12 protein-coding genes are annotated in these 12966 nt (G+C 50.8%); 7 read left to right on the top strand and 5 right to left on the bottom strand.

Annotation, left to right across the window (positions count from 1 at the left end):
• The first annotated feature begins 46 nt into the window (after nucleotides 1-46).
• From BZG29_RS17055 to BZG29_RS27850, 3 genes are all read left to right on the top strand, one after another.
• Nucleotides 47-694 carry a hypothetical protein gene (locus tag BZG29_RS17055; RefSeq protein WP_150130963.1) on the top strand — a complete coding sequence of 216 codons (648 nt, stop codon included), beginning with the start codon at nucleotides 47-49 and terminating at the stop codon, nucleotides 692-694.
• A complete protein-coding gene (locus BZG29_RS17060; RefSeq protein ID WP_077405331.1) occupies nucleotides 694-1398 on the top strand; it encodes a PIN domain-containing protein in 705 nt (234 codons plus the stop codon). The genes BZG29_RS17055 and BZG29_RS17060 overlap by 1 nt, the downstream gene beginning before the upstream one ends.
• Before the next feature lie 964 nt (nucleotides 1399-2362).
• Nucleotides 2363-2869: a tetratricopeptide repeat protein gene (locus BZG29_RS27850; protein WP_150130964.1), complete on the top strand. Its 507-nt coding sequence runs from the start codon at nucleotides 2363-2365 to the stop codon at nucleotides 2867-2869.
• Between the two features lie 233 nt (nucleotides 2870-3102).
• Here BZG29_RS27850 and BZG29_RS17065 read toward each other — a convergent pair whose 3' ends face one another.
• The 5 genes from BZG29_RS17065 to BZG29_RS17085 all read right to left on the bottom strand — a co-directional run bounded on the left by BZG29_RS17065 (nucleotide 3103) and on the right by BZG29_RS17085 (nucleotide 10070).
• Nucleotides 3103-5238 carry a hypothetical protein gene (locus BZG29_RS17065; RefSeq protein WP_150130965.1) on the bottom strand — a complete coding sequence of 712 codons (2136 nt, stop codon included), beginning with the start codon at nucleotides 5236-5238 and terminating at the stop codon, nucleotides 3103-3105.
• 501 nt (nucleotides 5239-5739) lie between these two features.
• Nucleotides 5740-6909 (bottom strand): DUF4238 domain-containing protein, encoded by a 1170-nt coding sequence (locus BZG29_RS17075; protein ID WP_171985038.1) that lies wholly within the window; start codon nucleotides 6907-6909, stop codon nucleotides 5740-5742.
• Between the two features lie 279 nt (nucleotides 6910-7188).
• Nucleotides 7189-9375 carry an SEC-C metal-binding domain-containing protein gene (locus BZG29_RS28535; RefSeq protein ID WP_150130966.1) on the bottom strand — a complete coding sequence of 729 codons (2187 nt, stop codon included), beginning with the start codon at nucleotides 9373-9375 and terminating at the stop codon, nucleotides 7189-7191.
• A gap of 188 nt (nucleotides 9376-9563) precedes the next feature.
• Complete coding sequence (locus BZG29_RS27855) at nucleotides 9564-9815, bottom strand: hypothetical protein (protein ID WP_150130967.1); 252 nt, start codon at nucleotides 9813-9815, stop codon at nucleotides 9564-9566.
• A gap of 24 nt (nucleotides 9816-9839) precedes the next feature.
• Entirely contained in the window at nucleotides 9840-10070 is a 231-nt protein-coding gene (locus BZG29_RS17085) for a DUF2188 domain-containing protein (RefSeq protein ID WP_077405346.1), read from the bottom strand.
• 80 nt (nucleotides 10071-10150) lie between these two features.
• Between BZG29_RS17085 and BZG29_RS17090 the strand changes: the two genes are divergently transcribed.
• The 4 genes from BZG29_RS17090 (at nucleotide 10151) to BZG29_RS17105 (ending at nucleotide 12730) form a co-directional block, all read left to right on the top strand.
• Nucleotides 10151-10810 carry a hypothetical protein gene (locus BZG29_RS17090; RefSeq protein ID WP_150130968.1) on the top strand — a complete coding sequence of 220 codons (660 nt, stop codon included), beginning with the start codon at nucleotides 10151-10153 and terminating at the stop codon, nucleotides 10808-10810.
• Complete coding sequence (locus BZG29_RS17095) at nucleotides 10807-11235, top strand: hypothetical protein (RefSeq protein ID WP_077405370.1); 429 nt, start codon at nucleotides 10807-10809, stop codon at nucleotides 11233-11235. The genes BZG29_RS17090 and BZG29_RS17095 overlap by 4 nt, the downstream gene beginning before the upstream one ends.
• The gene (locus BZG29_RS17100; RefSeq protein ID WP_077405373.1) at nucleotides 11222-11989 is read left to right on the top strand and encodes an ImmA/IrrE family metallo-endopeptidase; all 768 of its coding nucleotides are present in this window, start codon (nucleotides 11222-11224) and stop codon (nucleotides 11987-11989) included. Before BZG29_RS17095 ends, BZG29_RS17100 begins: the two co-directional genes overlap by 14 nt.
• A 354-nt stretch (nucleotides 11990-12343) precedes the next feature.
• A complete protein-coding gene (locus BZG29_RS17105) occupies nucleotides 12344-12730 on the top strand; it encodes a hypothetical protein (RefSeq protein ID WP_077405376.1) in 387 nt (128 codons plus the stop codon).
• Nucleotides 12731-12966 lie beyond the last annotated feature (236 nt).

The following is a 12966-nucleotide window of genomic DNA, read 5'->3' on the forward strand; positions in this document are numbered from 1 at the left end:
TGATAGAATCATCGCCAATTTCCACTAGCGCCTAAAAGCCACCCACATGAAATCCTCCATCGAAGTTTTCCAAGATTTGCATATCACTGGTCCTGCCACTCAGATGACCTCCTTGGGAAAAGAGCTTAGCGATTACGCTGTGGCTCCTTGGCGTTACGTTATGGACGAGCCTGTTCAAGAGCAAGAGGACGGGATCATCATGTTCATGGAGCGATCCGAAGATGCTACGCTACCCGGCGCGCGGATAGTGCTTTGGCCGAGCCTCGTAGGTTACTCCGTTCTCAATGTAGTGCCCACCAAGCGCTCCTCGCTTGATTACGCAACCTATAACTCGCTAATACAAGAATTTGTGCAACTAGTCGCCACCCCCGCTTCGTGCAAGTTGGATTTCGAGATCCAGTTATCGAAGCAGCATCAGTCGATCGAAGACTGGTTTAGCCCTCCAACTGCCCAAGCGTTGCAAAGCTTCAGCCGTCTGGCGAATAAGTCAACGGGAGCATCGCATCCTCTTGATCAAGGCCGTTGGATTGATTTTCTAATGGGGGCTCATGCTGAGCACAGCAAGGCAGATAGCGATTTGGTATACCGTTGGCTACATGAGGTTGAACGCTGGCCAGAGGATACCGCGCACGATTTGCTCAAAGATTACGACTTCGCGCTTAGCTTGCTTGCACGCTACGACGAAAGCCGCTAATGGAGTTGAGCGACAACGAAGTGACCGATCTTGTAACCCTGAATGCTCCGATTCTTTGCTTAGATACTTGCTCGATTCTTGATTTGATCCGGGCTGCTACCAATGAAAACGCCAATCCGATTGAGTTTGTGGCATCGCTAACGCTCTTGAAAAAAATGGAAAGCGGCTACGACTTGAGAGCACTTCTGGCCCAGCAAGTATATGACGAGCTTGAAGACAATCTTCCCAATGTCCAGAAAGAAGCCGAGACAGCGTTGGATAAGTGGAAGCTGCGGCTAGACAAGATGGATACGATCATGGAAACATTTGGCGCCACCGCCAAAGCGGATATTGCGCATTGGGATGGCCATGTTGGACGCGCCGCCCTGTTGGCTAATCGGATGGCGTCGGCAACTGTCCGAGCGCCAGCGCCGACCGATGTTGCTCAAAAGGTGTTTAGCCGAGCCGGGCGCGCTATCACGCCTGCTAGAAGGGGCAAGGAGTCCATGAAGGACTGTATCGTTATCGAAACCTACCTAGCTTCGATTGCGAATCTTCGAAATCAAGGCCTCACAGCCAAGGTGGTATTCGTTTCATCAAACATCAGAGACTACGCGGGCGAGAATGGCGTCAAGCTAAAGCCGGATCTAGCCGCCGAGTTTGCTGCGTTATCGATGGAATACGCCCCCAACATGGGAGCTGCAAAATTTATGCTAGGCATTTAGCCTGCCATCCCCTCTAACCTGATGGGCCAAAAGTTAGCCTCTGTTCCATTCAGCAGCGCTTGCTTTTTTTCGCCTCGTCATGGTCGGGCGGCGTTGCGGCCAACTTTCACTGTTGCGGCTTTTGGCAGTGGCTCCATCCTCCGCATCCACTTCCTCTTCGGCTTCGACAAGCTCTTCGAGGAACGCATAGACGGCCTGCCTCTGGTCGCTTCGTCGCGCGCTTTGTCGTGCACCCAAGGCGATTTTCCATAGACGCCGAATGTAATTTTCCCGGTGCCCGGGGCGAGCGAAAGCCCAAACCAGCTACCGCTATGCTGCGAGTATTTACGCGCCGACCAGTATGCAAGTAACTCTTCCTTGACCTCGTCTAGCGGGTCCGAGTCGATGTGAATCGTCAACCCTTTCGATATAGAAGACCGTTGTCTCATAGATTTTTACCAAAAAAACCGTAAATAAGCATAGGTAGCTAAAATTATAGCGTTATCGAACTTAACATTCTGACGCGACAATTTGCTGCAAATAATCATCTAAAGTGGGTTTGCCAAGCTCATTTTTAAACCGTTTCTGAAAAGTGAGGGGTGATAAGGCTCAGGCCCCAGACTAGGCCGCGCTTTCAGAAAATATGCTATTGTCCTTCAACTCGAACGAGGATACCGGTTTGCTCTTGAGCTCAACTTTCAACTTAGCAAGCATGGCGGAAATATTGTTGAAATAGAATTATTCCCTTCTGATAGGCGGTTGCTTCATACCTACATCAACTGCTCAAAAACATTGCGCTAACAAGGATTTTTGCTAAGATGACAAAAGAATGTGAAAAAGAGTGGTCTAAAGCACGCGAACGCTGTTTGGAATTTTTTGACTCCCCTAACAGGCAGCGAAGTCTGGAAGGGCGAAATATGGATGACTGCATCAATGGGCAGGTCAGCGAGAGATGCGGCGGGAACGCTATAAAAAGGAGTTAAGCATGAGTGTATCAGCAAAGATAAACAATGCTGTGGACATGGATGACCTTGATAGCGCGCTTGAATTGGCTGAAGCTTGGGTTAAAAATGATCAAAATGAACATAAAGCCTGGAGCAAGCTTTCGTTTGTTTATGAAGTGCATGGAAACTATACAAACGCTGTCTGCAGCATAAAAAAAGCGCTCTCCATCAAAAATGATTATCCGCCTTACTATTTTAAGCTCGGCTACAATGAATATAAAATTGGCAACTACAAAGAAGCTGCGGAGGCTTTTTCTATTTGCATGACAAAATCGACGCTTCTCAATGATGGCTATTTGCTCAACCCATCCAAGATTGCATTAGCCAAATGCTGTCTGCTATCCGGCGACCTTGAAAAAGCATCTCAAGCCCTGTCCGAAGTTCCCGAGAACACTGGCACTTGGTTGGACGGTCGATATCTTGCTGGTGATATTAAGCGGGAGATCGAAAGAAGAATTAAAAAAGCTAAGCCTGGCGTCCAAATCTAGGGAGATAGATGAGCTACCACCTCCCTGTTTCAATTCAAAACTTGAGTTATCGCTTGATCTGCCTCAAACAGTAGTATGCGAAAGTAGGGTCTGCGCGAACCTGACCTTTGTGCTTGGCGTGGAGCAAGCAGTGCAGCTTGAGCACACAAGCATCGTGCCTCTGCAAAAGGTCCGGGTAAACAAAGCCGCAAGCAAGTCAGCATGCTTCTACGAGCTCTAATGATGGCGGTCGCCTACACCTGTCTCAAAGGAATTGGCGCTGTGAACGCTGTCTTCGGGAGAGCTGTCTCTTTCATCGCGTTGAAACAGGCATGCTCCCAATAAAAATCCAAAGTGCCCATATGGATTCCACGGGTGCTGCTCCAAGCTCGCCAAAACGATTCAGCGTCGTGTGCTTCATCCAGCAAGATCAAAAGCTGAGGCACACTTAGGAACCAGCAGTGATAGAAGGGTGCGACGGACTCTGGCTGCATCGCATGGAGCTGAGCCTCCACCTTCTTGAATTTAGCGAGAAGCTTTGCAAGCTTTTCGAAGTCTTCCTTATATTGAGGAGCGCTGACCGAATACTCCGCCTCCATTTGGCTATGCAAGAACCCCATCAGCACCTCGCGGTCTTGAAAGCTTCCGAAGTCGGGCAGGCTGACCGCCACGCGCTCCACATCGCGGCCGTCCAATCTCAATTCGTGAATTGTCCCATCCGCCTCCGTCAACTTTAATGTCTCACCCCGCCGTAGCCGCAACTCGTGCTGAGCCGCTTGGGTTTGAGCCCGCAAGACGCTGTTGGCTAAGTCAAGGATGACCGACACATCGAAGCCCGCCCGAGCAGTCGCCGTCAGGGCCTTCTTTTTTACCTCAATTAGGATGACTTTATCGGAGGTCTCCACAACCGCATCGCAGTCAAACGTCTCGCCGTCAGCGGAATACTTTCCGGCTTTCGTTTTAACGCCGCGCGCCAAAAAACTTCGCCTCAACATTTTTTCGACGCCGACTCCTGCGTGCTTGCTTCCAAAATCCTTGATAAATTTCTCGGCAGGGGCCAGCAAGGCATTGATGAAGGCGGTTGCACACATCGACCTATCGAGCAGCTCAAAGCGTCCGCCCCCAAGGTTCAGAAGCGGACGATCGAAGAAGTCGATGCCAGGGCCACTCAACTCGTCGCCGAGTTCTGCTGATAATGGATTGAGCAAACATTGGTTGGCTCCTGGCTCAGGATGACTGAGAGCCTCGCGCAGCGTCCGCGAGACGGCCTCGCGAGACATCTTCGGACAGCGGCGGAGCAAGTCGTCAACGTCGATCGATTGCGGCCCCCTCTTGCCGGCGGAGCTCTCGACAATGGCGCGCGAGACCTCAAGCGCATTGGCCATCGACCAGCCTGAGCCAAAGTAGCCTGAAATCTCGATACCGTCCAAGATGCCTTCTGCGATCGCCACCGCGTCGCGCGGGCGCAATTGTGGCAGACAAAAGAGCGTGTCGTAGATCGCAATCTCGCGAAGCCCCTGGAACATGGCTACGGCGTCCCTGCCGACGAATCTTTCCATCCAATACGGCTGGACCTCCATGACGGCGGCATAGTCCGTGGCAAGCACCACGATACGGTTTAAATGCTGCGGTGAGTTGCGCAGGGGCTTGCGCCCCAGCGGGTGCTTGACCGCAAGCTGGAGGAGATATCCAAGAGGCTCCTGTGGCGTGCCATTGCCTAAGTTAGTTGGGCGCCGCGTGATATGGTGACGCTCTTGTGCCGGATCGTAGGAGCCTGCGATGGCGCCAAATATCCGACGTGCGAGCGCCAAGCCACCGAACGACTGGACTCGGCGATCGATATCGGCCAAGATTCTGCGCTCGGACTCCGGCTCAAAGCGCAACTCTCCACCGCTTCGTTCAAAAGCGAAACCCCAAGCCATGAGCCGCTTGGCGGCGCGCGCACCCTCCTCGTAATTTCTGTAGGCGCCCAGCGTGGGTTCGACAAGATCGTGATACCCCTGCATCTCCCTAATTTTTCGACCAGCCACCGAGCATTTGACGGCCAAGCTCCAATCGCCTTCGATGCCATCATGCGATCGAGAGCCACCCCGGCAGTGATCGCGAATCGATTCAGCGAGATGGATGTATGGATAGAGCGGCTCGCCCTCGATGACATACCGCTGCACCAACTCTTTGCAAAGGCCCCGACAGCACTCCCAAGCATTCGTCCTCCCCTTTGATAAGGCTTCCAGCGCGACAAGACGGATGGCCTTTCCCGCTTCTGCCAAACCAGCCACTTCCAGCTGCTCGGCGCCGACATACGCCAAGATAGCGTCGATGTCAGAGCCAAGACGCTCAACTTCCGCTATGTGCTTATCCGCCGACTGCTTGAACTCGATCAAATTCACAACAACTCCCATTCTCCACCATCATTGGCAGGACGCTCAATTCTACGTGCCATCGAAAGCCAGCTCAAGATCGTCGTTCGAGCCAACAGGTGTGGCGGTCTTTACACCAAATTTTGCCGAAGCGCCCTTTGCCAACAGCGACAGAGCGCAGTCCATGGCCCATCGGTCAGCGCTGAGGAACAAGTCAAAGTGGGAGAGGCTGCAGACACAATGGAGCAGGTCGGTAGTGTCGCAGGACTGAGACACGCCGTTGGGGTCAAGGGCGCCGATTCGCAATTACCTAACTAAAGTTGAATTGAGGTCATAGATTGCTTCCGGTATGCCACTGCCATGCTCGCAACCTTCCTGAAAGGCTACATCGGGAACAAATAACTTTTGCAGAAAATACTTTGCACCAAGAGGAAGTAACACTGGAGGCAGCCCCCCTCCCCCGACACCCAGCACCTCCAAGCACTCATCAAAGAGCCGTTTCCACCAAGCTAGAAGCCAGATAACGAAGCGTCATTGAGGCTGTCCATTATCATCAATTCCCTTTTCTTGTTCGCAGCGACTTTTCAAAAACTCGTCGATAGGCGGCATGACACCGCCTTTTTTTTGCAGTTCGCGATACTCGTTATGCAACCTAAACAGCGAAGGATCGCGCACCACCAGCGCCGGTCGCGTTTTTTTCTGGATGAATTCAGTTCGCCAACGAATGGCTTGCCTTCGAATCTTTAAAAAAGAAAATGACAGAGGCATGACGATGCCTTCTTGGGAGTTAAAAATAATTTCTCGCCTATATTTTTCCGTCTCCTCTCCTGGAAAAACCGATTGAGTATTCTTTCTGATTCGCCTATATCGTTTGGCGCCAGCCAAGATTTTTTCTGCAGCCAAGTCGTCACGGAAAAAATAGAAATTCTCGTAACACGAGGCAGCCTGCAAATAGTTCATTTGGACGACGTCGGTGGGTAAGGCGTCCACCGACGTCGCATCTCCGAAGTCCTTCGGAATTTCATACACTGCCTTGTCAAACATCAGCAACGACCAGCGTGGCGTCAATGGAAAAAGCAGCAGCAGCCCCTTGCATGCGATTCCGACGTTGGCCATTCCATTGATTCCTCCCATCAAAGGGTTCACAAAAACCACGGGGGTGTCGCTAGTGACGAATTCATCATCATCGACAGCCTTTACCAACAACCAGTGGAGATCGATTAGCAATGGGTATGAGATGAACGCACTCTTGACGTTCATGTTGCTGGCATTCTTCATTGAAATTGTAAGCTTCGACATGTCGAGATCGGGGGATTTCGCCATGGCCTCTTCCTTCAATAGATGTTTCAATAACTTATCGGTCATCTCATTCACCGCGTCGACTTGATAGCCTGTGCGAAATGATTGAACTACGAGAAAAATTAGTATCGTATGGAAGTCTTGCTCATGAGGGCTAGGAGGTCGTCTAGCATCAACCATGCGGCGAAGGGATTCAGCAGCGACACCTTCCAGGATGCCGAGCGCTTTTTCATGGGTATCCTCTTTGCCATAGAAATAGTCGCGATAGCACTGACTCTTTAAAGACACCCCAAGAATTTTTTTTCCACTTTTGACGTGTAACAGGTTGATGCTTTTTTTGTCTTGCGAAAAACCTCTCAAATAGAATTTCGGCACATAATGATGTCGTTTATTGTCAGCCATATTCATTCATAGTCCGTCAAAAGACTATTTCCTGTTCACCGTTATGTCGATAGGTTGAGATGCTCAACTACAGCTTTGAATCCATTCCTTTTAGCTATCGGCAACTGTCTTTTGCGCACTCAAGTCGAGCATATACTCCACAATAAGCGTTAACTCCTTCAGTGCCGCCAAGCCGGGCATCAGATCCACCGCTCTCAATTTAATCCAGGTCTGCACGTTGGCACAGCAATCTAGGCACCGCCGAGAAAGGCCTAGCCAGACCGCGGTAGTGACTACGGACTACTGCATGCAGCATTTTTTGTATTTTTTTCCGCTCTTGCATGCACACGGATCATTTCGGCCAATCTTGGTTAATTTTCTACTAATCATAATGCTCAGACCCGACATTTTTATTGGTTTCGCCATACCTCGGGTCAAAACGTCCATTGCTGGTTCACGCGCCCACTTCTCCTCGATCCCAACGCCGAAACGAATGGCACCGTCATCTGGGTTCAGGCACAGGCCAAACCACCTATGGGCCTTCTGAGCGTATTTTCGAGCTATGCAGTATGTCTGAAGCTTCTCGCTCGCCACCTCAACGGAGTCATAGTTGCAATGCACGGTGAGACCGGCGCTGCCGTCCTCCATTTGAACCGAAATATTGTGTCTCTCTCCATCATCCTTCGCGCGTCGATTGACTTCTTCAATCGCTTTGCTGAGGTTGACCACAGCATCTTCTCCAAGTGTTAGCAACGAGAAGCCCAACGCAAGCATCGCAGGGTTGGGTTCGCGCTCAATCTGTTTCACCAACCTTCCGATTCGGGTCTGGGCAAAGCGCGTCAACACGCCATCTGGCGTCCATGGGCCTGGAATATTTTCACGTCGAACTAGCATCGACAAGTCGAGGTCTGTTCCCAACGTGTCGTCAAGCATGACCAAATCTTGTTTTCCATCCAACCAAAGATTCTGTTTCAGATGATAGCCCAGTGTAGTCAACTCGTGGGACGATATGAATTTATCATCGTAATAGGTGCGGCGGTCGACATAACTCAACAGCTGAAGCGGCGAGTCCAACATTTCTGTCATGGCGTCCAGCAAAAAAACATCCATCACGAACGGCGGCGAAATGTGCTCGGTAGTGGCAAATTTCAAGAACTGCCTCGCTTGGAAGCTCAGCGCCGGATAGTGGTCCGCCACAATGCACATCACATAAATTTTTCGTAGTTCAGAAGGCAAGGCGATTTCGACCCCATCGGCGCTTCTGAGAACGGCCTTCGGATCGCGCAGGAGATGAGCGCACGAATACCCTTGATTACACGATGCTTGGATAGCCTTCTCAAAATCGGTTTTCAGTTGTTGATCATCGCCCTGCCGCGCGGCGATGGTTAACTGCTTCGATTTTGCCTGCAATACGATCGCCCGATCTCCAAATATAACTAACACGTCAATTTCCCCAGCGATCGTGTCCTTTGATGTGAAGATATTAACGTTGGCATAGACATTCGCTTCCCCAAAAACGCCAGCCAAGCGCGAGGCAGAGAATTCCTCCGTGAATTTTCCACGGTTTTCCATCGCTTTCGGCCGATAGGGCTTGTCATCCCACATCCAGTAAAAAGGAGACTGATAAAATGCTTCGGACAAGCTGCAAATATTAAAAAGCAAATACTTATCACCGCGCTTGATCAACGGGGAGGCGTTAATCGCATTGAAGTCTTGAAGCTTCTTGTAGCCTCCGTTGCGCTGGTCCTTCGAAAGCGTGAACGCATTCAATACTCGCTCCACCACATCAACAGGAAGAGCTGCCCGCGCCGCAATATCCGTAGCGGAAAACTCATTCGCCGGCAAGATTGTCCACTGCGCCATTGGTAGCTCTTTCATCGCATTGAGATTATTGACGGCGCTGTCATTCTGATGGAGTCCTACGGCGTGGACCACCTTCTTCCCGTCGTCAACAGAATATCCCTTGTTAGCAATAAGCCACTCGTCGTCGCGTCCATATTTCAGCGGCGAAAAATCCCGGTATTGAAAAGCATAAGCGGACTCCGCCCCATAGAAAATCGACTCTCGCAGAGCTGCTCCCAAAGTAAACGGGTTGAAGTTTTTATCCTTCATCATCTCCGGTGTCACAGCGCGGAAAACCTCTCCTGACATCGCTTGATGTATCTCTTCTAGGAGAGCTTCGCATTTTTCCGCATAGCTCTGGAGCATTGCAGGTTCGGGGAGCGCATAATCGATATCATGCTTGATCAACAGCCCCAACAGGGCGGAAATCTCGGTTCGAATTAGACGCGAGTGTCCGTAGAGGTTAGCCATGTCCTCTGCCTTCATCTCATCGCCTGCATATCCGATCATGTTGTCGCGCATACAAAAATATGCGATCACATGGATGAATCCTGGTGATGCGCATAACGCGCCCAGCTCATCGAAAATTTCTTGTTCTGTTCTCATTGCGCGCCCTTTGTTTTGTCGCCACAACTCATGGCGCATATTTTCTCTTCAATGCATCCGAATACTTTCAGCTTGCACCAGCCCAGCTGATCCTAAACTGCTCACGCCACGCTTAGTTAATCAAAGCCGGCGACTTGCAAATACAGGCTGAAAGCCGCACGCTTTTTAGCATGCAGCTTCCAGCGGCCTTGCGGCATCCTTCACATCAATATTCGTCGCCACCTAGACTAGGCGCCCATGCGACGTCGCACTTCATTGACAGCTTTGTCGCAACATCCTTTGACCGTGAACTTCAGCGAGGAAAGATCCCGCCCCTCTCCTATTATTTGAGGTGACTTGCCATGTTCGGGGCAAGAGATGCGGCCAACGCGCGAGGCGATCTGGTCTCGGACATTTTGAAAAATGGCTTTTTCCAGAACGCTTTTCAAATTGTTCGGGCTCACCTCTCGGCCACCCACCTTAAATTTAATGTCGATCATGCGATTCTCCAATGATGCCAAGCATTAGCCTGGTGGTGGGAACGGGTCGTTTCCGTGGCTGTCTTTGTTTTGAATCCGGCCATCCTTTGTGTGGATGACCAGTTCGACACCTTGATTTGCAGCGATTTCACGTGCGCGGTCGACAGCCTGCTGCTTTGTCGGCAAAATTGCCGTCGCACGCTCAGAATGCTCCCGTCGCACCGCCCAACCGCCCGTCGAATTAGGGACGACGTGTTGATTATTTTTCTTTGCCATGGAATGCTCCTTAAATATGGGGCGGAAGTGCCCCACATAAACATAGGCTGATGAGATCGGAAAGTCGGACAAAAAATATTTTGTCCGACTTTTTAAGGTGGCCAGCCTACAATGTGGCGGAGGAGAAAAAAGCGATGCGACAATCTGAACCGGTAGACATGGCGGCGCCAAGCGACATCGCGGCGCGGCTCGAGGTTGCCATAGGCGCCTTCAAGGATGTGGACATTATTCGCCTATGCAAGAAAATAAAATATTGGGCTGGCAGCGCGCCAGATGGAGATCCGATGGCCTTGTTCAATGAAGCAATTGTTCGAACATTGCAGGGAACGCGCCATTGGCCATTGGATTTGCCTTTTGAAATTTTCATATTCGGGGCGATGAAGAGTATTGCAAACGGTCAGCGTGGATTAAAACAAGTGATCAATGAAACACTTGAATGTGACCTTGACGATGACAGATACTCGGATGGCAGCCTGGCTCACATCGCAGGCGCACCTGGCACAGATGATCTCCTTATTGAAAATGCCGCGTTCCTTGCGCTGCAAGCCGATATCGAAGAGCTGAAAGCGCATTTCAAAGGAGATGACAACGTCGAACTCGTGTTGGCAGCTCTGGAAGACGGAACACCACGGGGTGTTCTCATCGAAGAATTCGGACTGACCGTCACGGAATACGAGTCGGCAAGGAAAAAATTGCGCCGTGGCGCAGACGTTATTTTTCGTGGACGGAGGACAAAATGACTCACCACACCCAAAAAGATTTGCTCCGCAAAGCAAACCGAATCGCAGCGGCTCTCAGTGACGAGGTGGATGCTTTAACGGACGAACAACTAATGCAGGAAGCGCAAGAGGATGGACTGGACACTGCCAAGCTCGGCAATGAGTTTCGCTCAAGCGCTATGAAACTCATCGCGGAAGCCAAGCGGCAAAAGCTAGCGTTGGCGCGGCAGCGCCTGGCTGAGTCTCAGCAAAACAGGGCGACTGAGCCGCGCTTGCGACCTAGCTTGGAATCAATCAAGCAACGCATACAAGCTGTTTTGGCAATCAGGCCCAATTTAGCCGTCGCATTCCGCGATGGAAAAACACTTTCCGACGACGACTGGTTATCGCTCTGGGATGATTTTATTGAGATGGGGGCGGTCAAGGACAATCATGACCCCCTTTGAACTTTCCCAGCTTAGCCCTGCAGAGGCCTTGTTGTGGAACTATGGCATATCCGACCCCGCCGACATCGACTTGGATGCGATAGCATTCGACATGGGAGCAACCGTCCATCGTCGCCCTCTTTGCGGCTGCGAGGCCCGGCTTGTTGCGGATGGGGACAAAGCTGTCATCACCATCAATTCCAAGAGCATCATTACTAGACAGAGGTTCTCACTGGCACATGAACTTGGGCACTTGAAACTTGATCGCGGACGCAGCGGCTTTCTTTGCACGAGCAAAGACATAGGTCCACATAGCGATGCTTCGCGCGACGGCGAAGCCATTGCGAATAGCTTCGCTAGCCAGCTTTTGCTCCCTAGCTATCTATTCATTCCAGCTGCATGTGGCAAGCCTCTGACTATCGACAGCGCGCAAAAACTCGGCGCAACGTTCAACGCCAGCATAACCGCAACGTGCATTAAGATGGTTCGAACATCCACAGCTCCTGCATGGGTGGTGTGTCATGTTCGCAGAGGTCTTGCGTGGTTTTTCAAAAGCCCCAAAGCACCTGAGAATCTATTCCTCAATAGAGAGCTGCACTATGACACCGAGGCTTTTGATTTGGTGTATGGTGAAGGCGAGGGCAAAACAAGAATAAAAACGGAGGGAGGGCAACTATGGTTTTCGGATCGAGAAGCATCGAGATATCAAGTCAAGTCGCAATCTTTCCGAGTTCAAGACGGCACAGTCGTTAGCCTCCTGAGCCTGTCCAAGTAAGGCATCTGGCTTGCATGCGGGGTGAGGCGCTTATCCAAATCTTTAGCTCGCATACCCATCGCCCATAAAATCTTTCACTACGGGCCAATAGGCCATGTCGCTAATGGCAGAGGCATGCCGATATCATCTAACAACGCCGCCGCGAAAAGCGTCCTGCTAATCTTCGAAGCATCAGTGACTCGGCCATGCCGGTGGCCTTGCTGGCGATGATCGCCTCGCACAAATTAGTGGGTCGCATCCAGCTCGATCGAGAACAGGCACGTGTCGATCGGCTAAGCCGCTTTAGCAAAAGCGATGGACGAAAAAAAACCCGCTTCGGCGGGTCTTTTTTATCACTAATCAGCTTACGGAAGCATGCTCATTTTCATTGCTGTTGCAAACATCATCCAACCTACTAACTTCTTCACTGCACTAACTTTCTTCGAACTTTTCATTATTACCTCCGCTTTTGAGATCACATCGAACACACCTTCTTGCATTGCCACGGTTACGCAGCTAGCAGCCTTATCAGACTTCGCCTTTGTTGACTTGGTCCTCTTGGACTTCGCCTTCGCTGGCTTGCCACTTTCGGACTTCGCCTTTGTCGACTTGGCCTTTTTAGACCCAGCCTTCGCTGACTTGTCCTTTACAGACTCTGCCTTTACAGGTTTGGTCTTTTTAGGCTTAGAAGGACCCTCTATTGCACGCGGATCTTGTTTTGCACTTACAACACATTCACAGCTTGATACCCCCGCCTCATAATGAGCACATGGCCTTACCGGACCTGTTTCCGTAAGCTGATTAGACTTGGAATTGGGCAGGTATGGAATATCTTCCCGGGCGGGTTTTCGGGTGTCACTCTATTCCACCGCAATATAGTATCACAAAACCAACTAAAATGGTGAGAAATTTGACCCACATGGGAATTTATTTTTCATCAACTTCGCCCTCGATGAACTTGAGACCAAAATTATCAGTTAGCTCTGCTGAAGGGAAAT

The organism is Janthinobacterium sp. LM6, from assembly GCF_002002885.1.
GTDB lineage: Bacteria > Pseudomonadota > Gammaproteobacteria > Burkholderiales > Burkholderiaceae_D > Janthinobacterium > Janthinobacterium kumbetense.

Excerpts from the sequence above, each read along its gene's own strand:
- BZG29_RS17055 (WP_150130963.1), top strand. The coding sequence starts at position 47 with ATGAAATCCTCCATCGAAGTTTTCCAAGATTTGCATATCACTGGTCCT.
- BZG29_RS17095 (WP_077405370.1), top strand. The coding sequence starts at position 10,807 with ATGACTCACCACACCCAAAAAGATTTGCTCCGCAAAGCAAACCGAATC.
- BZG29_RS28535 (WP_150130966.1), bottom strand. The coding sequence starts at position 9,375 with ATGCGCCATGAGTTGTGGCGACAAAACAAAGGGCGCGCAATGAGAACA.
- BZG29_RS17085 (WP_077405346.1), bottom strand. The coding sequence starts at position 10,070 with ATGGCAAAGAAAAATAATCAACACGTCGTCCCTAATTCGACGGGCGGT.
- BZG29_RS27850 (WP_150130964.1), top strand. The coding sequence starts at position 2,363 with ATGAGTGTATCAGCAAAGATAAACAATGCTGTGGACATGGATGACCTT.
- BZG29_RS17100 (WP_077405373.1), top strand. The coding sequence starts at position 11,222 with ATGACCCCCTTTGAACTTTCCCAGCTTAGCCCTGCAGAGGCCTTGTTG.
- BZG29_RS17105 (WP_077405376.1), top strand. The coding sequence starts at position 12,344 with ATGCTCATTTTCATTGCTGTTGCAAACATCATCCAACCTACTAACTTC.
- BZG29_RS17060 (WP_077405331.1), top strand. The coding sequence starts at position 694 with ATGGAGTTGAGCGACAACGAAGTGACCGATCTTGTAACCCTGAATGCT.
- BZG29_RS17075 (WP_171985038.1), bottom strand. The coding sequence starts at position 6,909 with ATGGCTGACAATAAACGACATCATTATGTGCCGAAATTCTATTTGAGA.
- BZG29_RS27855 (WP_150130967.1), bottom strand. The coding sequence starts at position 9,815 with ATGATCGACATTAAATTTAAGGTGGGTGGCCGAGAGGTGAGCCCGAAC.